Origin of the sequence: Collinsella sp. wc0529 (assembly GCF_046116875.1) — a bacterium.
Taxonomy (GTDB): Bacteria; Actinomycetota; Coriobacteriia; order Coriobacteriales; family Coriobacteriaceae; genus Collinsella.
This window is the reverse complement of sequence record NZ_JBJXBO010000002.1, coordinates 668,832-693,067: the sequence shown is the minus strand read 5'-3', so window position 1 is coordinate 693,067 and position 24,236 is coordinate 668,832. Positions and strand designations below refer to the sequence as shown.

The 24,236-nt window shown below is 59.4% G+C and carries 21 protein-coding genes; 10 read left to right on the top strand and 11 right to left on the bottom strand.

The window, feature by feature from the left end; genetic code table 11:
* The first annotated feature begins 67 nt into the window (after positions 1-67).
* From rlmD to ACKUTP_RS09635, 4 genes are all read left to right on the top strand, one after another.
* Positions 68-1,396, top strand: a complete 1,329-nt coding sequence (gene rlmD / locus ACKUTP_RS09650; RefSeq protein WP_409064221.1) for a 23S rRNA (uracil(1939)-C(5))-methyltransferase RlmD — start codon at positions 68-70, stop codon at positions 1,394-1,396.
* Positions 1,397-1,501: 105 nt separating this feature from the next.
* On the top strand, positions 1,502-2,044 hold the full coding sequence (locus tag ACKUTP_RS09645; protein ID WP_409064220.1) for a DJ-1 family glyoxalase III: 543 nt from the start codon (positions 1,502-1,504) through the stop codon (positions 2,042-2,044).
* On the top strand, positions 2,041-2,622 hold the full coding sequence (locus ACKUTP_RS09640) for a nucleoside triphosphate pyrophosphatase (RefSeq protein WP_055309802.1): 582 nt from the start codon (positions 2,041-2,043) through the stop codon (positions 2,620-2,622). The genes ACKUTP_RS09645 and ACKUTP_RS09640 overlap by 4 nt, the downstream gene beginning before the upstream one ends.
* Before the next feature lie 101 nt (positions 2,623-2,723).
* Positions 2,724-3,725 (top strand): P1 family peptidase, encoded by a 1,002-nt coding sequence (locus tag ACKUTP_RS09635; protein ID WP_409064219.1) that lies wholly within the window; start codon positions 2,724-2,726, stop codon positions 3,723-3,725.
* A gap of 376 nt (positions 3,726-4,101) precedes the next feature.
* Here ACKUTP_RS09635 and ACKUTP_RS09630 read toward each other — a convergent pair whose 3' ends face one another.
* A complete protein-coding gene (locus tag ACKUTP_RS09630; RefSeq protein WP_022094096.1) occupies positions 4,102-5,133 on the bottom strand; it encodes a glycosyltransferase family 2 protein in 1,032 nt (343 codons plus the stop codon).
* On the bottom strand, positions 5,126-6,328 hold the full coding sequence (glf, locus tag ACKUTP_RS09625; RefSeq protein WP_161159693.1) for a UDP-galactopyranose mutase: 1,203 nt from the start codon (positions 6,326-6,328) through the stop codon (positions 5,126-5,128). The genes ACKUTP_RS09630 and glf overlap by 8 nt, the downstream gene beginning before the upstream one ends.
* A gap of 231 nt (positions 6,329-6,559) precedes the next feature.
* Here glf and pta point away from each other — a divergent pair, with 231 nt between their 5' ends.
* A complete protein-coding gene (gene pta / locus ACKUTP_RS09620) occupies positions 6,560-7,540 on the top strand; it encodes a phosphate acetyltransferase (protein WP_409064218.1) in 981 nt (326 codons plus the stop codon).
* A 546-nt stretch (positions 7,541-8,086) separates the two neighbouring features.
* Here pta and ACKUTP_RS09615 read toward each other — a convergent pair.
* From ACKUTP_RS09615 to rnd, 9 genes are all read right to left on the bottom strand, one after another.
* On the bottom strand, positions 8,087-9,265 hold the full coding sequence (locus tag ACKUTP_RS09615; RefSeq protein WP_409064217.1) for an acetate/propionate family kinase: 1,179 nt from the start codon (positions 9,263-9,265) through the stop codon (positions 8,087-8,089).
* 164 nt (positions 9,266-9,429) lie between these two features.
* A complete protein-coding gene (locus tag ACKUTP_RS09610; RefSeq protein ID WP_409064216.1) occupies positions 9,430-10,608 on the bottom strand; it encodes an acetate/propionate family kinase in 1,179 nt (392 codons plus the stop codon).
* A gap of 102 nt (positions 10,609-10,710) precedes the next feature.
* The gene (locus ACKUTP_RS09605; RefSeq protein WP_409064215.1) at positions 10,711-11,889 is read right to left on the bottom strand and encodes an MFS transporter; all 1,179 of its coding nucleotides are present in this window, start codon (positions 11,887-11,889) and stop codon (positions 10,711-10,713) included.
* 119 nt (positions 11,890-12,008) lie between these two features.
* Positions 12,009-12,899 (bottom strand): LysR family transcriptional regulator, encoded by an 891-nt coding sequence (locus tag ACKUTP_RS09600; protein WP_409064214.1) that lies wholly within the window; start codon positions 12,897-12,899, stop codon positions 12,009-12,011.
* 41 nt (positions 12,900-12,940) lie between these two features.
* Positions 12,941-13,276, bottom strand: a complete 336-nt coding sequence (locus ACKUTP_RS09595; RefSeq protein ID WP_035137921.1) for a histidine triad nucleotide-binding protein — start codon at positions 13,274-13,276, stop codon at positions 12,941-12,943.
* A gap of 49 nt (positions 13,277-13,325) precedes the next feature.
* Entirely contained in the window at positions 13,326-13,592 is a 267-nt protein-coding gene (gene xseB, locus ACKUTP_RS09590) for an exodeoxyribonuclease VII small subunit (protein WP_117773930.1), read from the bottom strand.
* Between the two features lie 42 nt (positions 13,593-13,634).
* Entirely contained in the window at positions 13,635-15,086 is a 1,452-nt protein-coding gene (xseA, locus tag ACKUTP_RS09585) for an exodeoxyribonuclease VII large subunit (RefSeq protein WP_409064213.1), read from the bottom strand.
* A 115-nt stretch (positions 15,087-15,201) separates the two neighbouring features.
* Positions 15,202-15,906: a zinc metallopeptidase gene (locus ACKUTP_RS09580; protein ID WP_022094105.1), complete on the bottom strand. Its 705-nt coding sequence runs from the start codon at positions 15,904-15,906 to the stop codon at positions 15,202-15,204.
* Between the two features lie 124 nt (positions 15,907-16,030).
* Complete coding sequence (gene rnd / locus ACKUTP_RS09575) at positions 16,031-17,164, bottom strand: ribonuclease D (protein ID WP_409064212.1); 1,134 nt, start codon at positions 17,162-17,164, stop codon at positions 16,031-16,033.
* 98 nt (positions 17,165-17,262) lie between these two features.
* On the opposite strand from rnd, the gene ACKUTP_RS09570 reads away from it, so the two are divergent.
* From ACKUTP_RS09570 to ACKUTP_RS09550, 5 genes are all read left to right on the top strand, one after another.
* A complete protein-coding gene (locus tag ACKUTP_RS09570) occupies positions 17,263-18,180 on the top strand; it encodes a diacylglycerol kinase family protein (protein WP_006234316.1) in 918 nt (305 codons plus the stop codon).
* A 408-nt stretch (positions 18,181-18,588) separates the two neighbouring features.
* Positions 18,589-20,535, top strand: coding sequence for a C69 family dipeptidase (locus tag ACKUTP_RS09565; protein ID WP_409064211.1), 1,947 nt, complete (start codon positions 18,589-18,591; stop codon positions 20,533-20,535).
* A 401-nt stretch (positions 20,536-20,936) separates the two neighbouring features.
* A complete protein-coding gene (locus tag ACKUTP_RS09560) occupies positions 20,937-21,509 on the top strand; it encodes a hypothetical protein (protein ID WP_117745904.1) in 573 nt (190 codons plus the stop codon).
* Positions 21,510-21,721: 212 nt separating this feature from the next.
* On the top strand, positions 21,722-23,473 hold the full coding sequence (locus ACKUTP_RS09555; RefSeq protein ID WP_409064210.1) for an ABC transporter ATP-binding protein: 1,752 nt from the start codon (positions 21,722-21,724) through the stop codon (positions 23,471-23,473).
* Complete coding sequence (locus ACKUTP_RS09550; protein WP_409064209.1) at positions 23,466-24,212, top strand: energy-coupling factor transporter transmembrane component T family protein; 747 nt, start codon at positions 23,466-23,468, stop codon at positions 24,210-24,212. Before ACKUTP_RS09555 ends, ACKUTP_RS09550 begins: the two co-directional genes overlap by 8 nt.
* Positions 24,213-24,236 lie beyond the last annotated feature (24 nt).

Sequence of the window (24,236 nt, the reverse complement as noted above, 5' to 3'; positions counted from 1 at the left end):
GTATTTGAGGAATGCCCCAGATACGGGGCGCTTTTCCCTGCTACCATGGTTGCGAACAAAACCGCGAATGGCAGGCAGGAATATGAAGCTCACCATAGAATCGATGACGTACGGCACCGACGGTCTGGCACATGCCGACAACGGCAAGGCCGTCTTTGTGCAGGGCGCCGTGGCAGGCGACACCGTCGAAGCCGAGGTCGTGCAGGACGGCAAGTCGTTTATGCGCGCCCGCACGACCGAGATTCTGGAGCCGAGCCCCGATCGCATTCAGCCCCCCTGCCCCTTCGTGGGCATCTGCGGTGGTTGTTCGTGGGGCAATCTCTCACGCACGGCACAGCTCGCCGCCAAGGAGCAAAACCTGCGCTCCACGCTCGAGCGCATCGGCAAGTTCGCTCCTGAGCAGGTCGATGAGTTGGTACAGCCCATCTGCCACACCAAGGACGACTGGGGCTACCGCAATAAAATCGAGCTCGAACCGACCGTCGTCAACGGTCGCGTGCGCCTTGGCATGCACGGTGTCGATCCCAGCAAAATCGTGACCGTCGATATGTGTCCGCTGTTCGATAAGCGCTTCCCGAAGGCACTCAAATCGGTCGTCGGCGCACTTAACTATCTAAGCGGCAGCCATGACTTGGGGCTCGAACGCGTGGGCATTCGCGCATCGCGCCGCACCAAGGCACTCGAGGTCGCACTCTGGACGCCGACAGGCTCTTTTCCGCGCTCGCAGGTCTCCCGCGTGCTGGCGGACGCCGCTCATCCCACGAGCATCGTGCGCGTGATGAGCAAGGGCGAAAAGAAGGCCCGCCGTGTCTCTAAGGTGGAGATGCTCGCCGGTGAGGGCTCGTGGACCGAGAACATCGCTGACGGCCAGATGCGCCTGTCCGCCCCATCGTTTTTCCAAGTCAACACCAAGGGCGCCGAGATTTTGATCGAGCTCGTTATGGAGGCGCTCGATCCGCAGGAAGACGAGCTTGCCGTGGACCTGTACTGCGGTGCCGGCACCTTTACCTTGCCGCTCGCCCGCCGCTGCGACTTTGTCGCCGCCGTCGAGGCCTACGGCCCGGCCGTGCGCGACCTGCGTCGCAACCTGGAGATCAACAAGCTCGATAACGTCGACGTCATCGGCGGCGACGCGGTGCGCGAGTTCCCCGATCAGGACGCCGACGTCTTGGTGGTCGACCCGCCGCGTGCGGGCCTCGCCCCCGAAGCCATCGACCTTATCGCCAGCACGAGCGCTCGCGATGTCGCCTACGTGAGCTGCGATCCGGCCACCCTGGCGCGCGACCTCAAGCGCTTTGTCGAGGAAGGCACCTTCCCCCCCGTAAAGATCACGCCAGTCGACCTGTTCCCACAAACCTTCCACTGCGAGACCGTCGTCCACCTTAGGCGCAACTAGCCGCTTAATCATTGCTCAGAAAATCATTGGGAAATCGAGCGTGGCAAGCGGAGGTCTTCGGGGTATAAGACGGCTAATTGTATGCCGCCTATGAAAGGAACCCTCATGCCCAGCGTTGCCGTTCTCGCCGCCGATGGCTTTGAAACTATTGAATGCTTGACCATGGTCGATGTCATGCGTCGCGGCGGCGTGCGTGCCACGCTCGTCTCGATCATGCCCACGCGCGAGGTCGTAAGCTCGCTGCAGATCCCCGTGACCTGCGATGCGCTCTTTGATGAGATCAACTTTGACGAGTACGACTGCGTCGTGCTGCCCGGCGGCCTGCCCGGTGCCACCAACCTGCGCGCAGATCAGCGCGTCTGCGACGTGGTCTGCGAGTTCGCCGCAACCAAGCACGTCGCCGCCATCTGCGCCGCCCCGTTTATCCTGGGCGAGCTCGACCTGCTCGAGGGGCGCCATGCCACGTGCTCTCCTGGCTTTGAGAAAAGCTTCCCCGAAGGCGCCTATACCGGCGAGAAGGTCACGCAAGACGGCAACATCATCACTGCCAGCGGCATGGCACAGTCCCTCCCCTTTGCATTGGAGCTGCTGCGCACGCTCGCCGGCGACAAGGCCGTCGAGAAGGTCGCCGAGGGCATCCAACTATGATTTTGGCTTCGCAATCGCCGCGCCGCATAGAGCTGATGCGCGAGGCAGGCTACAACATTCGCGTGATTCCCGCGGATATCGACGAAACGCCCTTTGATGGCGAGGCCCCGCTCACGCTTGTCGAGCGCTTGGCACGCGCCAAGGCGGCTGCCGTTGCTGCCGAGTATGCCGAGCCCAATGAGCTGACGGTCGCGGCCGACACCATCGTCACCTTTGACGGCAAGATTCTGGGCAAGCCGGCAACCGAGGACGAGGCGCGCACTATGCTCCGTGAGCTTTCGGGCCGCACGCACCAGGTCGCAACCGGCGTCTGCATCGTTAAGGCAGGCGATACGGCCGCCCCGCATGCCGCCGAAAGCCTGTCCTTTGTCGATGTGACCGACGTGACGTTCTACGAGCTCACCGACGAGCAGATCGAGCACTACGTCGCCTCGGGTGAGCCCATGGACAAGGCCGGCGCCTACGGCATTCAGGGCACAGGAGGACGCATGCTCGTGCACGATATTTCGGGCGACTTCTATAACGTGGTGGGCCTACCCATCGCCCGCGTCGCGCGCGCGATTCAAAAACTCTCGTAATTGCATCTGGCGCTGGGTATCCCCCGGCGCCTACAATTTTGGCGTACCGTACGGATCCCGACCGGGCACAAGGCGCGGCGGAAAACCGATAGGAGTTAAACATGGATACACTGCTCGAGGCCATTGACGTCTGCGATGTCGATGGCTTTTGCTATGGCAACTATACGGACGAGGAGGCCGGCACCGGTTGCACCGTAATCGTGGCACCCGAGGGCGCCACCGGCGGCGTTGACGTTCGCGGCGGTGCTCCAGCATCGCGCGAAACCGACCTGCTGCGACCCGAGAACACCGTCGATAAAGTCCACGCCGTCTGCCTTTCGGGCGGATCGGCCTTTGGCCTCGAAGCCGCAAGCGGCGTGGCCCGCGAACTCGAGAGCCGCGGCATCGGTCTGCCCGTCGGACCCACGCAGGTGCCCATCGTGTGCTCCAGCTGCATCTTCGACCTTGCCTTTGGCGACCCCACCGTGCGCCCCGACATCGAAGCCGGCATCGCCGCCGTGCGCGAGGCGCTCGACCACACCCCCGCCACGCTCGAGCAGGGCAACGTGGGCGCCGGCACTGGCGCCACTGTAGGCAAGCTCATGGGGCCTGCCACCTGCATGAAGGCCGGCCTCGGAGCTGCCGCCGTGGCGCTCGGCCCCATCAAGGTGGGCGCCGTGGTCTCAGTCAACGCCTGCGGCAACGTTGTCGACCCCTTCACCGGCGAGTGGGTCGCCGGTATGCGCGCCGCAGCCGATAGCGACCAGATCGTCGACATGGAACTCGCAGCCTTTGCCGCCGCCGGATCCATGCAGATGCCGCTCGACCGCACCAATACCACCATCAGCTGTATCGTCACCAACGTGGAGCTCACTAAGACCCAGGCCACCAAGGTCTCCCAGATGGCAGCAGACGCCTACGCGCACGCCATCCGCCCCACACACACCACCAACGACGGCGACACCATCTACACCCTCGCCAGCGGCAAACTGGGCGCCCAGGCAAGCGCCGCCGTTCCCCTAGACCTGCTGGGCATGCTCGCCGTAAGGGCCCTGGAAACCGCCATCGTAAACGGAGCCAAAACCGCCAAAACCTCCCACGGAATCCCAGGTGCTGCGAAGTAATCTCACTCGACCGTCGGTCGGAGGCGGGCGGGCATTACGTTTGCTGCTCTACAGTCCTATGCAAGACGAAGGCCACATTAAGTGGCCTTCTTTGCATGCGGAACTCGCGACAAACGTAATGCCCGCCCGCCTCCGACCGACTACCAACTAATATTTTTTCAGCCCAGGCCCCTGTGTACCGCGCGTCGAAGATCTTCAAATTCAAATAACCTGACAATCGATTCTTATAGCAGAGGCCCCTTGGCCTTTAGTTTGATACAAGTTCCGCACGAGCCGGAAAGCACTTAATGTGCTTTCCGTGCGAGCAGGACTGTTCGCAGTAGCAAACTAAAGGCCAAGGGGCCCAGTCAACCCATCAGCAGCGATTATTCAGCAGCTAGTTGAATTTGAAGATCTTTGAGGCAAGACGGTATAGGCCGAGTGTGGTTTTGTCTCCGGCCCGTCCACGCAGGTTAGTGAAGAAGCCGACCACGCCGTAGCGGGCACGACGATACATGCGCTCGTCGTAGGCCTTCAAATCATTCCACAGCGTCTTTAGGCGCTCGTCGGCGCAATCTTCCTCGGAAAGCTTGGTGAGCACCGAGCAGATCGCCATCATCATGGTGAAGTAGCCCATCATGTACGAACGCAGGCGCGACGACTCAACATCGCTGTACAGGTGGTACGACTCCATCATGATGCGCGTCACACGGAACTGCTGGTCCAGACGCTTGACCATCGTTGCCTCGTTGACGCTCTGGCCTTCGCGACCGATAAAGTAGCGGTAGAGGTCGATGTCGGCGTAGTACATGGTCTTGCAACGCGGCAGCGGCACGTAGGCGTAGATGTTGTCCACATAGAACGTGTGCGGCGGCATGGGAAGGTTGGACTCGCGCAGCACATCCGTGCGGTAGCACAGGCTGTGCATGAGTAGGTTCTGGTCCAGGCGGAAATGACCGATCTGATCCCAGGAAAAGATCTTTTTGCGCGGCAGGGCAAATTTATAGCCAATAGCGGTATGTGTGCCCTCGTAAACCTTCTCGTACACGTAGTTCGAGATAAACAGGTCGACGCGCTGATCGCGCTCTTCAAAGCCACGCAGAATCGACAGCATGGTCGAAAGGGCAGCGCCGTCAAGCCAATCATCCGAGTCGACAACCTTGTAATAGGTGCCCTGTGCCTCGCGCAGACCCGAAAGGACGGCAATACCGTGGCCACCGTTCTCCTGGTGTACCGCGCGAATGATTCCAGGATAACGGGCCTCCCACTCGTCGGCCTTGGCGGCCGTCTCGTCCTTAGAGCCGTCGTCCACCACGATAATCTCGATATCGGTGGCGTAATTGCTTCCCTCCAAGATGGAGGTGATGCAATGGTCCATGTCCTTGGCGGCGTTATACGAGGGAATACCGAATGTTATGACTTTATGCATGGCAGGCGATAATCTCATCCGAAAGATCGAGGGCGGAATTGGTCACGGCGTCCATATCGTAGTAACGATACTCGGCCAGGCGACCCACGGGGTGGAAGTTCGTCAGGTTCTGGACACGCTCAAGATAGCGCTCGTAGAGCTCACGGTTCTCGGGCTCCAGGATAGCGTAGTACGGCGTCTCGCCCGAGCCGGGCGTGTAGGCCTTGGAGTACTCCTTCATGATGGTGGTCTTGCCGGGCAGGACCTGACCAGTCATGTTCTTGAACTCGGTAATGCGCGTATAGTCCTCGCTCGTGGTGTAGTTGACGGTGCCCACGGGCTGGAACTGATCCATATCGAGCGTCTCGAACTTCATGTCGAGCGTGCGGTACGGCAGCGCGCCCAAGTCGAGGTTGAACAGCTCGTCGAGCGGACCGGTATAGACAATCTCGCCGCCGTAGACCTTGCCGTCGACCTTGACGGTGGTCTCGTCGATCTCAAAAAGATCGCGGGCGTCCACGTCGCAGAACACGTCAATCAGGTCGTGGTCGAGCATGTGCTCAAAGAGCGCCGTGTAGCCCTCCTGCGGCATGCCCTGGAAGGGAGCTTGCGGGAAGTAGCGGTCATCATCACCCACAAAGACGGGAACGCGGCCGGTGATCGAGGGGTCGATCTGATCGGGCGTCTGGCCCCACTGCTTCATGGTGTAATGCAAAAAGACGTTCTCGTAGACGTAATCGGCGACCTCGGCAAGATCCGGGTCGTTCTTCTTGCGCAGCTCCATAATGGGCACCTTGACATCCTTGCCAAAGGTCTCCACAAGCTTCTGATACAGCTCCTCGCCGCGCTCGTCACCAAAGGCGAGCTTGAGACTCGCATGGTTGAAGGGCACGGGCATAAGGGTACCGTTGATGTTGGCGAGCACCTTGTGCTGATAATCCGTCCACTTGGTAAAGCGCGACAGGAAATTGTGCACGCGCTCGTTAAAGGTGTGATAGATATGCGGACCGTACTCGTGGATCAGGATTCCGGCCTCGTCAGTGCAGTCATAGGCATTGCCCGCAATGTGGCTACGGCGCTCCAAAACGGCAACACGATAGCCGATGGTCTCGGCAAGACGGCGGGCGCAAACGGCACCGGCATATCCAGCACCGACGACAATCATGTCGTACGCGCCGGCGTTAAAGCCTTCAGGCAGGCCTGAGGTAATCTGCATCGATACTCCTTGTCAAAAGCCACGGGCTCGTTAGCTGGGCTTTTCTCGAACATTCTTCGAGACATATTTATCAGAGCGATTATAGCGCTAATGCGTCCTATAATGAGCTTGCCACACAAGGAAAGCTCAAGCACCGCGGCGTACATTATTGAAAGGTAGACCCGCTAGCAGCGGGTTTATTCGTGAACAGCCGGGCGCCTGGAGCTTAGCGAAACGCTTGTAAGGAGTAACATGAGCGATTTCCTAAACCGTATGAAGTCTGCCGCCAAGGCCGACCTTAAGACGATCGTCCTGCCCGAGGGCGAGGATCCGCGCACCATCGTCGCGGCAAACAAAATCATCGAGGAGGGCCTGGCAAAGCTCGTCATCCTGGGCAACCCCGACGAGATCGATGTTCCCGGCGCCACCGTCATCGACCCGCGCAATGCCGAGAAGCACGAGGAGTACGCGCAGAAGTTTGCCGAGCTCCGCGCCAAGAAGGGCGTCACCATCGAGCAGGCTCGCGCCCAGGTGATGGACGCTACCTACTTTGGCACCATGATGGTCAAGATGGGCGATGCCGACGGCCTGGTCTCCGGTGCCTGCCACTCCACCGCCGACACCCTGCGCCCCGCGCTGCAGATCCTCAAGACCGCCCCGGGCACCAAGCTGGTCTCGGCCTTCTTCGTGATGTGCACCGATACCCCGCAGTTTGGCACCGACGGCACGCTGATCTTCGCCGACTGCGGCCTCAACATCAACCCGTCCTCCGACGAGCTCTCCGAGATCGCCATCGCCTCCGCTCACTCCTGGTCCACCTTCATGGGCAACGTTGAGCCGCACGTGGCCATGCTCTCCTACTCCACCATGGGCTCCGCTGGCGGCGAGGTCGCCAAAAAGGTCCAGGAGGCTGTGAAGTTCTGCAAGGAGAAGGCTCCCGAGGTCGCCATCGACGGCGACCTGCAGCTCGATGCCGCCATCGTCCCCACCGTCGCCCAGCTCAAGGCCCCCGGCTCCTCCGTTGCCGGCAAGGCCAACGTGCTGGTGTTCCCCGACCTCGAGGCCGGCAACATCGGCTACAAGCTGGTCCAGCGCTTCGCCGGTGCCGACGCCTACGGCCCCATCCTGCAGGGCATCGCCAAGCCGGTCAACGACCTGTCGCGTGGCTGCTCTGCCGACGACATCGTGGGTGTCGTGGCCATCACCGCCGTCCAGGCTCAGATGGCTGAGTAGCGTACATATCCCCTCGGGACCCTACAGGGTAAAGCTCTGAAAACGTCCTCGGACATGTCGGAAGCCCCCGCTGCGCACTACGTGCGGCGGGGGCTTCCTCCGTCCTGCGGAAAGTTTTCAGAGCTTTACCCTGTAGGGTCCCTGCCGCTACGTGGCAATCGGGGCATCTGGAGTGGACGGCGCCTTGGCTACGAGTTGGGGCTGAGAATCTGAATGGTCGGGTGTCGTTGTTGGAAGCGCAGGCGATGCCAGCGGTGGTCACTTTGGGACCGAGATGTTGGCTGCGGTTCGATGTCTGGCCACCGGAAAGCGTGCCCCGGTTTGGAGGCGGATTGTGGGATGCAGCTTCCGCTTGGGGCCTGTTTGGGAAACCGTGGGACGGAATTATGCTTTATTGTGGGTCACACTTTCCGCAACATGCCTCAACTGGAAAGCGTATCCCAGAATTTGTGCTCGAAATGGGATCGGGTTTCCGCCGTCCGCCTGCTAGTAAAAAGGCCTCCGGAGCTGTTGCTCTGGAGGCCTTTTTACTAGCAAATGCGCGCGTTAGTTGTTCTTGGTCAGACGCTCGACGTCGTGGGCGATCATGTATTCCTCGTCGGTGGGGATGACCATGACCGTGACGGCAGAACCGGCGGCGCTGATGACCTGCGGGCCGTTGCCCACGGCCTCGCGGTTCTTGTTGTTGTCGATGCGCACGCCCAGCCACTCAAAGCAGCCGCAGAAGGCCTTGCGGATCGACCAGTCGTTCTCGCCGATGCCGGCGGTAAAGGTGATGGTGTCCACGCCCGCCATGGAAGCAATCATGGAGCCGGCCTGCTGCATGGCCTTATAGGCGAACATATCGAAGGCGAGCAGGCAGCGCTCGTTGCCCTCGGAGGCGCGCGTACGGATGTCGCGGGCGTCATTGGAGATACCCGAGATGGCAAGCAGACCAGACTGCTTGTTCATCATGTCATCGACTTCCTGGTAGCTGTAGCCGCCCTCGCGCTGCAGGTAGCACACGGTAGCCGGGTCGATGGAGCCGCAACGGGTGCCCATGATCAGGCCGTCGAGCGGCGTGAGGCCCATCGTGGTGTCGCGGCACACGCCGTCCTCGATGGCGGCGAGCGAAGCGCCATTGCCCAGATGGCACGAAAGCAGACGGTGGCAGCGCGAGCCCAGGATCTCCTTGGCCATCATCCACTCGTAACGGTGGCTCGTACCGTGGGCGCCGTACTTGCGCACGTGGTACTTGTCGCACACGTCCTTGGGCAGGGCGTAGGTGTAGGCAACCTCGGGCATGGTCATGTGGAACGAGGTGTCGAAAACCGCCACGTTGGGCAGCTCCGGATACTTCTCACGGCAATACTCAATCGCCGCGGCCTCGCCGTAGTTGTGCAGCGGAGCAAGCGGTGCCACCTCAAGAATCTTGGCCATAACCTCGTCGTCGACAACTGCGGAATCATCGAAGTGCCAGCCGCCCTGAACGATACGATGGCCAATGCCATCAATCGTAAAGTCGGTCTTCTCGAGCTCCTCGAGCACGCGAGCGATAGCAGAGCGATGATCGGGGAAAGGGACCTCCTCGGTCTGCTTGGCGCCACCGTTCTCGGAGTGGCCAAAGATGCCCATGTCCGAACCGATACGTTCGCAGTTGCCCTTGGCGAAAACCTCTCGGGTATCGGTATCCAAAAGCTGATATTTAAGGCTTGAGCTGCCGGCGTTGACAACAAGTACGTTCATGAGACTCCTTTGCAGTGCAATACGGTCGACGCAGGCCCCTTAAGGCGGCCGCATTTTAATAAGAAGTTATCACAACTTGATAAATAGCTATCAGTCATATCGCCCAACGAGCGCAAAAGAGGGGCCGAACGGCGCTCGGTCGTCCAGCCCCTCCCCTCTTGCAATTACTTGCCGTTGGCGATGCGCTCGACGTCAGAAGCGATCATGAACTCCTCGTCCGTGGGGATGACGAAGATCTTGACCTTGGAATCCTTGGCAGACAGGCACCAAGCGCCGTCACCACGCAGGGCGTTGCGGGCATGATCCATCTTGACGCCCATAAAGGCCAGACGGTCGGCAACGCCGGCACGAACGGCCGGAGCGTGCTCACCAATGCCAGCGGTGAAGACCAGCGTGTCCATGCCGCACATGGAAGTAGCCATCTCGGCAGCCTTGGCGGCAATCTTGTAGACAAACATGTCGAAGGCGAGCTGAGCATCGGGGTCACCAGCGGCGGCGAGCTCCTCGACGTTGCGGCAGTCGTTGGTCTTGCCGCCGGTCACAGCCAAAAGGCCGGACTTCTTGTTCATCATCTCGTCGACCTCGTCGAAGGTGTAGCCGCCCTCGCGCTGCAGGTAGCACACGGTAGCCGGGTCGATGGAGCCGCAGCGGGTGCCCATCATGACACCGTCGAGCGGCGTCAAGCCCATGGTGGTGTCCATGCACTTGCCGTCCTCGATGGCGCACAGGGAAGCGCCGGAACCGATGTGGCACACGACGACCTTGCGAGCCTCGCCGTTGGTCATCTCGGCAACCTTCTTGGAGATGTAGCGGTAGCTGGTGCCGTGGGCGCCGTACTTGCGGATGTGCAGCTTGTCGCAGACGTCCTTGGGCAGGGCGTAGGTCTTGGCGACCTCGGGCATATTGAAGTGGAAAGCAGTGTCGTAGACCGTGACGTTGGGCAGGTCGGGATACTGCTCGAGGCAGTACTCGATAACGTTGGCCTCGGGGTTGTTGTGCAGCGGGGCGAGCGGAGCGACCTCGCGGATCTTGGCGAGGACATCCTCGTCGACGAGGGAGGAATCGCCGAAGTACCAACCGCCCTGAACGATACGGTGGCCGATGCCCTCAATCTTGACGCCGTTGGCCTCGAGGTCCTTCAGGACGACCTCGATGGCGACCTTGTGGTCGGGGAACTCGATGTTCTCGGTCACCTTCTTGGAACCGTTGGCAGCGTGGGTGAAGGTACCGCCGGTAAAGCAGACGCGCTCGCAGGAGCCCTTTGCGGACACCTTGTGGGACTTGGTATCGATGACCTGATACTTAAGGGTCGAAGATCCTGCGTTGACGACCAGAACGTTCATGTGTCTCCCTACTAACAGGCGGTGTGGCGCCGCCAGGTTACATACGCTTCAATAATAAACCCAAACGCCCTCGCGCTCGGGTTTATTGCGTTGATATATAAGTTATCGGTGCCTAAATACGCATGGCCTTTGACTTGTAAGACGAAATAGCGCGGGGATATACACCAGGGAAGAAATCCCGAGCGCAACAAGCAATACGACTCGAATGCCCGCAACGCTACTCAACACAGCGTTGAGCAGATAGAAAAGAACAGCACCCACCGCCACCATCTGGCTTTGAACCGAAATCAATGAACAGCGCATCGAAGAATCGGCAGCATTTTGAAAAATTGAGTATTTAATTGGAGCAAATAACGAGTAAGCGACCGTCTGCAACACATAGAACACGGGCAGCAAATAGATCGGAGTAAAGGGAATCAAAAATAGAGCAGTCAGGGAAAGGCGCACGATGCCGCAAATACGTGCAAAACGGCCCTTGTCGACATGAGCAATCACACTGGGCACAATAAGCCCCATGGAGGCCGAGGCAAGGAGCTGGACCACAATGATCACACCCGAAGCGACGGCATTCATTCCGCGACCCGCAAGCAACAGTGAGAAAAAGTCTTCCAGGGCGACAAAAGCAAATGCTTGAGAACAGTCCATGATGAACGCTGAGCGAAGAATGCCATTACCCGCAATAGCTGCACCGATCATCTTCGGGCTAATTCCACGCTCAGATGTCCCCGCAGTGCCCCCTCTTCGCATCTCAGGAATGCAGACAACGACAACCAACGTCAACACCATTGCGATGATATCTGCCGAAAGACCAATGAGATATGCACCGACAGACGAAATGAAACCGCCCACGCAAGCGGAGATGGCATAAGAGGCATAGAAAACAAATCGCTCAACGACATTAAGTCTTACGAGCTGGTCCTGAGAGACGCTGTCAATGTAAATCGCTTCGATGGATCCGCTCACACATGCAGCGGCAAAACCTTTGAGAGCAAACGCGCCGATTAAAAGCAGAGGAGAACGGACAAGGAGTAGGGCGGCGTAGTATCCAAGCATTCCCACGACGCCAACGAGACCGCTCGTCTTTCGTCCAAGCCTATCAGCAATATAGCCAGTGGGAACTTCAAGGATGAACTTGCTCACTTGATATGCAATCATCATGCTAGAAATCGCCATCATCGAGAATCCGACGAATTCAAGGTAAACCGTCAGAAAATACAAAATGGTGCTGAAGTTCGACAGAAAAACGAACGTCATATAAAGCAAAACCGTACGGTTTTTCATGCTCCGCCCTCCAAGAGTCAACAATCTAAATCGGAATCTTGGAAAAGCATGAGGGCAAAGCCGTCAGTCATGTGTTACAAGGCGTCAACATTCACTTGACGACACGAGGCCAAATGGCCTCACGAAGCAAGATGACGCAATAGGTGAAGAAATACCGTCTGGTGTCGATCGGTCCAGGCATTTTGTCGATAGCAAAAGTAGATGGGCAAGGCTACGTCATGCGAGCCTTCAATAGAGCACTCGCTCACTTCCAATCCATCTGATGCGAGAGAAGAGCCAGAAAAACTCAATATCAATCCCCCGGCTTGAAGAAACTCAGCCTGCGCCCTGTTTCCGTATTCGACGTCGCGGAAGCGGAAATTAACCAGCTGAGCTTCGGGACATTGATTGATTGCATTGAGACAGGGTGACAAATTAATGGGAACAGCGAGCCTGCCGCCCAGCAACTCACGAACGGTCATAGCACCCACAGATTGATGACCCGCTGGGCATGAAAGAACCCTGAGCTCCTTTTCACCCATATATTTTGAAGAAAGGACACTGTCCCGTGGTTCCTCAAACGAGATAGCCGCGTCCGAAATTCCAAGTATAAGTGATTCAAAGCATGTTGCCGTTGGCTGATGCCACACATCAAGATGAATCTGAGGGTGCGAGCTTTCAAACGAGTCGTACCAGTTTTCGGAAAAAAGGTGCCCCCGCCCGTGAAGACAGGGAGCGTAAAGACGGAAATGGCCGTCGGGCGAAACGCCGCCGTTCCCCGATTGAGCGTACTTTTTGAGATCGTCGACTTGCGCCAGGATCACGCGTGCACGACGCGCAAATTCTCTGCCTGCCGGAGACAAAACAGCCTCCCCCGCCGATCGGTCGAGCAAAACAATCTGATACTCAGATTCCAACTTTTTTATTGCCGACGAAACGGCCTGCGGACTCACGTGAACGGCGCGAGCTGCTTTGCGCACGCCGCCATAGTTCGCTACAGCTTGAAGGTATTCGAGTTGAGAAAGCTGCATAGATTACTCCAAAGGCAGCCAAGTCGACGGCCTACGCGCCCTCAGATGAGGTTCTCGCCCAGGTTCTTGCCGCCGAGGACGTGCATGTGGAAGTGCATGACGGTCTGACCGGCGTTGACGCCCTTGTTGGAAATGACGCGGAAACCGTCCTCCAGACCCTTGGCCTTGGCGACCTCCTGGATGGCGTGGGCCATGGCGCCCATGGTCTCGGCGGGCACGTTATCGGCGATGTCGCTGTAGTGCTTCTTGGGGATCACGAGCGTGTGGACCGGCGCCTGGGGATTGAGGTCGTCGAACGCGATGACCTGGTCATCCTCGTAGACGACGGTCGAGGGGATCTCGTGGTTGGCAATTTTGCAGAAGATGCAATCACACATGGTAGGTTCCTTTCTCACAGACCAAGGTAATTATATTTGGTCGAGATGGTTAGAACGAGAGACTGTCGTCGGTGTTGGCGGCCTCGCCGTCAGCGAGCACGTCGTTGCCGTCGACGTCCTTCAGGAGCACCGAGACCTTCTGCTCGGCATCGGACAAGCGGGTACGCAGGCTCTTGAGGAGCTCGACGCCGCGGGTATAGCTCTCAAGCGACTCCTCGAGCTCCATATCGCCCGATTCCAAGCTGCGTATGATGAGCTCCAACTCCTGCGAAGCCTGCTTGTACGTAAGCTGCTCGACCGGGGTCTTCTCTGCCATATCTGTTTCCTTTCCTAAAGGTTTATCGCTGTGAAACGCGGCCTACTCGACCGTATTGACCGTTGCCGCCACGTTGCCGTCTGCCATGCGTACACGAATGGCATCGCCGGGCTTAAAGGTCTTGGCGCTCGTAGCCACACCGTCATCGCTGTATGCGATGGAATAGCCGCGAGCAAGCACCTTAAGCGGCGACAGGGCATCGAGCGACGCGGCAGCTCGGCCCAGGTCGGACGCGGGTTTGCTGAGCATCGTACGTCCCTGATGCTCCAGACGGGAACTCGCAAGCGTGAGCGCATGGCGCTTGCCATCGAGTCCCGAGGTGCTTGCAGCCAGACGCTCGGGCAGGCGTTCAAAGCTGGATCGGAAAGCCCCGACCGAGCGCGTTATGGCACCGGACAAACGATCGGCCGTCAAGGCAAGCTCTGACTCACGACGCTCGACCATAAACGTCGGATCGTTGAGACACGGGCGGCATGCGGCCGCATCGAGCGCGTCGCCCAAGCGAGCCGTATAGGTATCCCAGGCACGGCGCCCACGCTGGTCGAGCATCTCCAGATCAACCTGATTCGACCCAATCATCGATGCCATCGCAGCACCCAGGCGCTGATGGCGCGCCTCGAGCACATCGGCCAGCTCCGTCATAGCCGGCGCCACCGATTCGGCCGCCGCCGTGGGCGTGGAGGCGCGGCGGTCGCTCACCATATCGCAGATCGAGGTATCGGGCTCATGACCAATGCCGGTCACCACGGGCACAGGACAAGCCGCCACCGCGCGGGCAAGCTCCTCGTCATTAAAGGTCATGAGGTCCTCAAAGGAGCCGCCGCCGCGCACCAGCAAAATACAATCGGGCGCCGGCGTAATGGAAGCGGCGCGGCGCAAGCCTTCAATAAGCTCTGCCGGCGCACCCTCGCCCTGGACCTTTGCGCCCACGCAGACGAGCTCGACGAGCGGGTTGCGACGGCGCAGCGTACGCTTGACGTCGTCGATTACGGCGCCCGAAAGCGAGGTGACAACTGCCACGCGCGAGCAGAACACCGGAATGCGACGTTTGCGCGCTTCGTCCATCAGGCCCTCGCGGCGTAGCTTTTCGGCCAGTTGCGCCACTTGTTGACGCAGCAGGCCCTCCCCCGCCAGCGAAAACGAGCGAGCGACAAAGCTCATGCGGCCCGTGGCCTTATAGAGATTGAAGCTGCCCTTAAAGCTCACCTGCATGCCGTCGCGCAGATCGAACGTGCGCTTGAGATAGACACCCTTCCAAATGATGCAGTCAACGGCGGCCGAATCGTCCTTGATCTGGAAGTAGCAGTGGCCGCTTCGGGCATTGGGGCCACGGAAGCCCGTGACCTCGCCCAGGACGCTCAGCTGCGGAATGGCATCGAGCGCACCGGCAGCGATCTCTACCGCCTGGCTCACGCTGAGCTCCTTGCGCTCCTGCTCATCCGAACCGTCGAACTCGGCGGAAACGGCATTGCCGGTTAGATTCCAGCCTGCCACGCAGCCTCCTTTCGTCATCGTGCACAAGGGCTTCGGCCCTGCGCAAATTCAAGTCCAACACATAGTACAGCGCCGCGAGGACGCGAATCCCCGCGGCGCCCAGCGACCCAATTTGTTATCGGTTGGAGTTTCTGTTGTAGCGAGCCATAAGATAGAGCAGCTGAATAATCGAGGTGAGAGCTGCAGCAACATAGGTAAGTGCAGCTGCCGTCAGCACCTTCTTGGCGCCGTTGACCTGCTTGGAACTCATACCCGACTGCTCGATGTACGCCACAGCACGTCGGCTGGCGTCAATCTCAACAGGCAACGTAACGAGTTGGAACAGCACGCTAAACGAGAAGAAAATCAACGCGAGGGTCGTAAGCCCCGCGATGTTCATAAACAGGCCCATGAGTAGCACGATGGTCCAGGTGTTCTGGGTAAAGTTAACGACCGGGACCAGGGCGGTGCGCACCTTCATCATGGCGTAGCCGCTTTGACGCTGGGCGGCATGGCCCGCCTCATGGCAGGCCACGGCAACGCTTGCGACCGATCCGCCCGAACGGTTGGCATCAGAGAGGTACAGGTTGTTGTCCTGCGGGTTGTAATGGTCGGTGAGCTCGCCAGCGACACCCTTGATACCCACGGCGTTACAACCGTTGGCATCGAGCATGCGGCGAGCGACCGTGGCACCCGTATCGCCGTCCGAGCGAACCTTGGACCAGGTTTTGTACGTCGAGTTGATATAGTTCTGTGCGGCAAGGCCAAGCACCGTGCAGACAAGAACAACCAGCAGGTACAGCGGGTCGATGCCAAAGCCGTATCCATAGTAATAAGGCATGCGAATTCCTCCGAATCGAGTTACACGTTGGAGGCATTCTACCCACTCGCCCAGCCAACAAGACAGCATCGATGTTTTGGTATTGCCGCTCTAGAACGTTTGCAGCGCTTGGTAAACCGCGTAACTATAAAAGCTCGATTTTGCCGTCCTTCACGGTGAGTCCCATATTGCCGGAAAGCAAATCGTCCAGACGCGAGCCCACAAGCTCAAAGCGCCAGCCTTCGCGCAGGGGGCTCTGCTCGGGATGCTCAATATAGTCGGCCAGGTCATCGCGCGAGGCAATGACCGAGGTCGCCACGCCCGAGCGCTCGGCAACCAGGCGGATGAGCGCGTACATAAGATCCGTCACGCTCTCCAGCTCCGGAGAGATCTGGCGATGCCCACGCACCATGAGCGGCAGGCGATCGTGCGGGCAGCTTGCGCCGCGCTTGATGGCCATGAGCGCGCCGTCCACATCGCGCTCACCCAACTGATCGGTGCCACGGATGCTGCGGAACTCCTCAACGCGCACGGGATTGCGCTTGACGAGCGCCAGCAGCGTATCGTCGGACATGACCCACTTGCGCGGGATGTTGCGCCGCTCGGCGCGGTCCTCACGCCAGGCGGCAAGCTCGCGCGCAATGCCCAGCTGGTGACGGCTACACGAATTGATGCGTTTGACCTTGCGGAACGCCTCGTGGCGATCGGCGCGATAGTGCGACTCGTCAGCCAGCGGGCGCAGCTCGTCGAGCACCCAGTCCACACGGCCCAGCTCGCGCAGGCGGCTCATCATCTCGGTATAGGCAACGATCAGGTACTTGACGTCATCGATCGCGTACTCGATCTGTTTATCGGTCAGTGGGCGGCGCGACCAGTCGGTCAGCGACTCGGTCTTGGGCAGCGATACGCCGCAAAACGCCTGCACGAGCGCGCCGTAGGAAATCTGCTGGCGCTCGCCCAAAAAGGCGGCGGCCACCTGCGTATCGAAAATCGGTCGCGGCAGCACGCCCACGGTATGGAGCATGACCTCCATATCCTGCGAGCACGCGTGGAAGACCTTGATCACGCTCTCGTCGGCCATAAGCTCGGCCAGCGGCGATAGGTCGTCGATTACCAGGGGATCGACCGCGACGCTCTCGGCAGGGGTGGCAATCTGAACCAAGCACAGACGCGGATGAAATGTGCGCTCGCGCAAAAACTCGGTATCGACGGCAATCGCGTCGAACTCACGGGCGCGCTGGCAAAAGTCGAGTAGAGCCTGATGTGTGGAAATGTACATATCAACCCATCGAATAAGGTTAGGCCCGAAAAACACGGGTAGGATATCGGCATTGCCCTACAACTATACTCGGTTAGTCACAGAACGGGAACGTAAGTATGCGCTGCCTTATCATCCACAACCCGGCATCGGGCCCCAGCTCAGATGAAATCTTCGCATTCACGCACGCCCTTGCACAGGGCGGCGACGAGGTCGTGATGCGCTTTATCGGCGATGGCATGGAACCCGAGGACGCCGTGGCAGACGTGCGCGAGTTTGACCGCGTGGTCGTTTCGGGCGGCGACGGCACTGTCTCCAACGTGCTCGACCAGATGCGCGGATGCGGTGTCCCCACGCTCGTCTTCCCCTCCGGTACGGCCTGCCTGTTCTTCAACAACATCGGCAATGCCCCCGAGGCGGCGGCGCTCGCCAAGGCCTGCCGTGCCGGTCGCACGGTCAAAGTCGACATGGGCGAGCTCTTTTGGCTCGACGAGAACGGCAACGAGAAGCGCCACGGCTTTATCATCATCGCCGGCTCGGGCTTCGACGCCGAGATCATGATGAAGGCCGCCCCCACCAAAAACGACATCGGCGAGATCGCCTACTTCCTCTCTGCGCTCGCCACGCCCAACCCTACGGTAGCGCACTTTACCATTGAGCATGACGGCATTGTCGAGGAGCTCGACGGCATTTGCTGCATGGCCGGCAACACCTCGGTCATCCAAAACGACATCAACCTGTTCCCCGACTGCCGCATGAACGATGGCATGGTCGACATTGCAGTCATCGAACCCGTGCGCACCGTGCAGCTGCTGCCTACCGTGATCACCGCTGCGCTTGACCCCGCCGGCAAGGTACTCGGGCGCCCGCAGTTCAAGATCATCCAGACCAAGGAAGCCAAGATCACCTGCACCCCGTCACTGGGCATGCAGTTCGATGGCGAGATTATCTCCAGCAATTCGGGCGTCTTTGGAGCCCGCGCACTTCCACAATGCCTCGACCTCATCGTCGACGAATTCTCCCCACTCGGAAAATAGGAGGACCCCATGAACGACAATCCCCTGCTCGGCTTTATCATCATCGTTTTGGCCATGCTCGTCGGCTATGCGATCAACGTGATCCACCGTCGGAAGAAGTAATTCCACATTGGTATGATATTCATCCAATTATCGTCTCCCCCGCTGTTTATGCATTTGCCAAACAGCGGGGGATTTTTATTTTCGGTATTTCCAGACGCTTTATTGAGCTACAGTAATTGTAGGGCGTCTTTATTAAAGTAAAGCTACAAACTGAGTACAATTAACCGTTCATCGCATATTTCATCACGCTTATCGACTAAGTTTCTTTCATAGATGAATATTGTTTCCAGTTCGTTACGCTAATGAGGTGTCTTTATTGGCTGAAGCCCTCTGGCAACGGAGGGCTTTCGCACGCTGGGAGGGAATATGAGGAAAACTCACCCCGTCAACGCGCTCAAAAAGCTTGGCATAGGCCTCGCCTTTGGAGCAGCAACCATCATGTCCATGCCGACCTCTGCGCTCGCCTGCACGCAAATCTACATGGGCAAGAACCTTACGGCCGACGGCAACACGTACTACGGCCGCGCCGAGGACTTTGGAGCGCGTTACCTCAAGCACTATGGCATCGAGCCCGCTCATGAACCCGGCTTTACGTACAGCTCGATTGAATCTGCTTTCGAATACACTTCGAATAAGCCTACCTATCGCTACAGCTATGTACGCGACCACCCCTCCAACTGGTTGGGTCGCACCGACGCCTACTCCGAAGCCGGAATCAACGAGAAGGGCGTGTCCTGCTCTGCCACGCTGAGCACCTCCTATAACGAGGATGCCGAAGCAGCAGACCCCATCGATGAGGGAGTGGGTCTGGGCGAATATAGCTATGCCAGCATCATCTTGGGCGAGAGCGCAACCGCTCGCGAGGGCGTCGAACTCATCGGCAGCTTGGTCGACGAAAAGGGCGTCTGCACCAACGACCAGATCATCATCGCCGACAACAACGAGACCTGGCTGTTCGCCACGCTTTCCGCCCATCAGTGGATCGCCATGAAACTGACCGACGACGTCGCCTCACTCAACCCCAACATCGGCAGCCTCAACTACGATGTCGATCTCGATGACACCGAAAACTGCCTCCACTCTGAGGGCATCCAGTCCATGCCCGAGGAAAAGGGTTTCGCTAAGTACACAGACGGCAAGTTCGACGTTGCCAAAACGTATGGCGAAAGCCTCGCCGATTCTGGCGTTCACCAGTGGTCCCGCTATGTGCAAGGCCGCAATTATTTTGCTAGTCCGCTGACCGAAGGCACGGATTACGACATTATCACCGTTAAGAAGGAAGAAAAACCCGCCCAAAAGGGAGCTATGGTCAGCGAAATCCAGCCCCTGTTCTTCAAGCCTAGCAAGTCTGGCTGGAGCACCTTTGAGCTGATTCGCGCCTTCGGCAACCGCGGCGAAAACGTCCCAGGCCTTAACGCCAACACTGACGGCGTCTACGCCATCGGCAGCGAGCGCAACACCGAAATCAACCTTTTCCAGATTCGTCGCGGGTATGATCCCGAAGTCGCTACCATCCAGTGGGAGATGCTCTCCCGCGCCGCGTACTCTGTTGCCATCCCGCTGTACTCCGCTCTGATAACTGAGGTTAGCCCGTACTTCAGCGATCAGACCGTCTCCTTCGATCACTGCAGCGTGAAAGACGTCGTGTACAACGAGGAACCCGAGAACTCCATCAACTACGTTCTCATGGACATCAGCTCGCTCTGCTTTGAGAACCCCGACACCCTTGGCACCAACGTCCGCGCCTACCTCGACGCCCTGCAGAATGAGCTCATCGAGCAGAACAAGGAAGTCGACACCGCCATGCTGGCCGAAACGACCACCGAGGGCCGCACCGCTCTGGCCAACAAGGCCGGCAAGGCTGCCACCGAGAACACCTACGTCAAGTGCAAAGCCCTGCTCCAGGAGATGCGCGCCTATCAGAAGGCCGGAAACTTTGACGAGCCCTTCACTCCGAGCGATCTGAACACTGAGACCAACGGCCTCAAGGTGTCCATCACCTATGCCAAGGACGCTCTTGCCACCGACCCGGTGACCCCTGATCAGCCTGGAACTCCCGAGCAGCCTGGCACTCCTGAGCAGCCCGGCACCCCCGAGAAGCCCGCTAAGCCCGAGCAGCCCACCACCAAGCCCGAGAAGCCTGGCAAGTCGGACACCACGACCACGGTAACCACCAACAAGACGAACACCAAGGGCGGCCTGCCCACCACCGGCGATCGTTTTGATGGCCGCGCGGTGGCTGCATTCGCCATCGCTGGCGTTGCCGTCATCTCCGCGGGCGGTTACTTCCTCTACCGTCGCAATAAGGAGTAACGTCTTAGCTGAGCGGGCAAGGCAGCAATGGCAGCTTCGCCCGCTCAGCCCGCCTTTTTGACCGGCGGGAAACACCACTGAAATCTTTTTAAAAAAAGATTTCCCAGCACACACTTCACTGTGCTATAGTGCAGCGCAACAGCAACTAGGTGCGACCGCGCCATGGCATCACGAAAGGAGCCACCGACATGAAGAACACGATGACGTCTCTCAACAACTGGTGGTGGCGTGATGCGAATACGATCGGTCGACAGTGAGTCCCTCACGCCTGTTTTTGCGCTCTAGGTGATTGGAAGGCCTCCGGTTTCGACCGGGGGCCTTTTTCTATCTCGAGCCCGATCGCATTCGCATCACGCGCCTCCGCTTTTCTCTTGCACTCCCATTCCGAAAGGATTTTCACCATGTCTCAGAACACCACCGCCACCCAGCCCCGCACCGTCCAGACCGCCGACCGTGGCAAACTCGATGTCCGCGCCCTCGTCCTGCTCGCCATCCTGCTCGCTGCCGGCTTCATCCTCAACTTCACCGTCGGCAAGGCCATCTCGGGCATCTCGGGCGGCATGATCAGCCCCGAGTTCATCATCTCGGCCTTCTGCCTCACCATCCTGGTCGTTCGCCCCAACATCGGCCAGGCGCTCGTCATTGGCCTCATCTCGGCTGCCGTGATCCAGATCACCACCACTTCGCCGTTCGTTGATTTTGCCGCCGAGGGCATCGCCGCCATGCTCATGGCCGGCATCGTCAACGCCGCCGGCAAGGACGGTCAGGTCAAGCCCGCCATCGCCATTGTCGCAACCTTCCTGACCACCTTTGTCTCCGGCGTCATCTTCATGGTCATCAAGATGGCCATGCTCGGCGTGGTCGGCGAGCTCGCCGCCGCCATGTTGCCCGTCGTCGCCATGACCGCCGTCTTTAACGCCATTCTGGTCGGCGCTCTCTACCTGCCCATCCAGAAGGCCCTTAGGCTCAACTAACCCGCTCGGCTTTACGAGCCACCCCATCTTGGCGTTCATTCGTCGCTCGCGTACCCAGGTACGCTTCGTTCCTCTTTCGCGCCAACCTGGGGCCCCTCGTAAAGCCGTCTCCGTGCTTCACCACCAAAGACCGTCCCAAACGACTAGCTCTTGGGGACGTTCTTAAACGACTGGTCATTTAAGAACGTCCCCAATGACTATGAAAGGTATCCATGGAAACGATCATCAACGTCGACGATGTCTCGTTCTCCTATGGCACGCAGACCGAGCAGGCGCTCAGCCACATCTCGCTCAGCGTGAACAAGGGAGATTTCATCGGCATCATCGGACCCTCGGGCGCCGGCAAGTCCACGCTTGCCGCCTGCCTGTCGGGCGCCGTGCCCCACCACTACACCGGCACGTTCTTTGGGTCCGTCATGGTCGACGGCCACGACACCTGCGAAGTCTCGCTCACCGATGTGTCGCAGATCGTCGGCAGCGTGTTGCAGGACATCGACACGCAGATGGTCGCCTCGGTCGTCGAGGACGAGATGCTCTTTGGCCTCGAGAACTTTGGCGTTCCCCACGACCAGATCGAGCAGCGCGTGAGCGAAACGCTCGAGACCGTCGGCATCAGCGACCTGCGCGACCGCGAGATCGCCACGCTCTCGGGCGGACAGAAGCAAAAGGTAGCCATCGCCGCCATCCTCGCCATGCGCCCGCGCGTCTTGGTTCTAGACGAGCCCACCGCGGCACTCGACCCCGCCAGCTCCACGTTGGTCTTCGAGACGCTGCGTGAGGCAAACCGCGCACTTGGAATCACCATCGTCTTCGTTGAGCAAAAGGTCGCCCTGCTCTCGGAGTATTGCAACCGCGTGCTCGTGCTCAACCATGGCGTAATCGCGCTGCAGGGCGAGCCACACGAGGTCTTCGCGCATACCGACGAGCTTCGTGCCATCGGCGTCGACTGCCCTCGCGTCACGCGTATCTTCAATAGCCTCGAAACCGATGGTCTAGTAAGCGGTACCCCTTGCTTGGATGTCGATGAGGCCGAGCGCCTGATTTCGGGCATCGTCGACCCCGCACGCGCGGCTATCGAAGCCCAGGCGCCCGCCGGTTCCCCGCATGCACCGTCGTTGCGCCCTCATGCCAAGGACGCCGAACCCGTACTCACCTTCGACCATGTTGAGTTTGCCTATCCCAATGGCGGAGCCGCCGTACACGACCTTAGCCTGACGCTCTATCCTGGCGAGCTCGTGGGCATCGTCGGCCAAAACGGCGCCGGCAAGACCACACTCACCAAACTGCTCACAGGCCTGCTTAAGCCCGCCTCGGGCAGCGTGCGCGTCACGGGACTGGATACCGCAGCCGCTCCCACGAGCCGCATCGCTCGCGAGGTCGCGTCCCTCTTCCAAAACCCCGACCGCCAGATCTGCAAGGACACCGTGCTCGACGAGGTCGCCTTTGGCCTGGAGCTTGCCGGCATCGACCGTGCCGAGGCGCTGCGTCGCGCCCAGCTCGTCATCGACCGCTTTGGCTTGCCGGCCGACGAGGCGCCCTTCTCGCTCTCGCGCGGTCAGCGACAAATGGTGGCGCTTGCCTCCGTCGTAGTGGTTGAGCCCAAGATCGTCGTGCTCGACGAGCCCACGAGCGGCCTTGATTACCGCGAGTGCATGACCGTCATGGAAACGGTGCGCACCATGGCCGAGCGCGGTTGCGCCGTTATCATGGTCTGCCATGATATGGAAGTCGTCTCGGATTTTGCCGAGCGCATTGTGGTAATGGCCGACGGTCGCATCCTCGACCGCGGCCGCACGCACGAGCTATTCTCGAACATCGATCTCATGCGGCGTGCCTACGTGGAGCCTCCCCAGGTTATCGAGCTCTCGCGCCGTCTGGCATCTTCCGTCTCGACCGCTTTTGCGCAGGTGAGCGAGGTCTCCGATGTCGTTCGAATTACCAAGGAGATGGTCCACCGTGGTTAACGTCATCGACTACATGCCGGGTGACACGCTGCTGCATCGCCTGAACCCCGTCGTCAAACTGGGCCTCGCCGCCGCCATCATCGTCGGCATCTTCTTGTCCGACACCTACGTGGCGCTGCTGGGCTTTTTGGCACTCACCCTTGCGCTGGGTGCCTATGCCGGCGTCGTCGACCGTCTGTTTTCGCTGCTCAAGTTGCTGATTCCGCTCGCGCTTATCATGCTGGTGCTCCAGCTGGCCTTTATGCGCGATGGCAACGTGGTGTGTGGTTTTATCACCGACACGGGCCTCATCACAGGATCGAAGGCCTGCCTGCGCCTGCTGGGTGTGGCGTTACCTCTCATCCTCATGCTCATGGTGACCAAACTCAACGACCTTGCCAACGCCTGCGTCGAGGTGCTGCACGTGCCGTATCGCTATGCCTTCACCTTTACCACGGCGCTGCGCTTTGTGCCGGTGTTTGGTCAGGAGATGAACGCCATCATGGAGGCGCAGACCGCACGCGGCGTCGAGTACGACACCAAGAACCCCATCAAGAAGCTTAAGCTCATGCTGCCACTGTGCGTGCCGCTGCTCATCTCGAGCGTGGGCAAGACCGATGCCACAGCCTTGGCGGCAGAACAGCGCGGCTTCTATCTGCGTACGCGCGCCAGCTCGTACAAGCGCTATCCCATCAAGGGTCTGGACATCGCCGTGCTCATCGTCAGTATCGCCCTCATCGCCATCGGCTTCCTGTTCTAGTTCACCACCGACAGCAACCGCCCA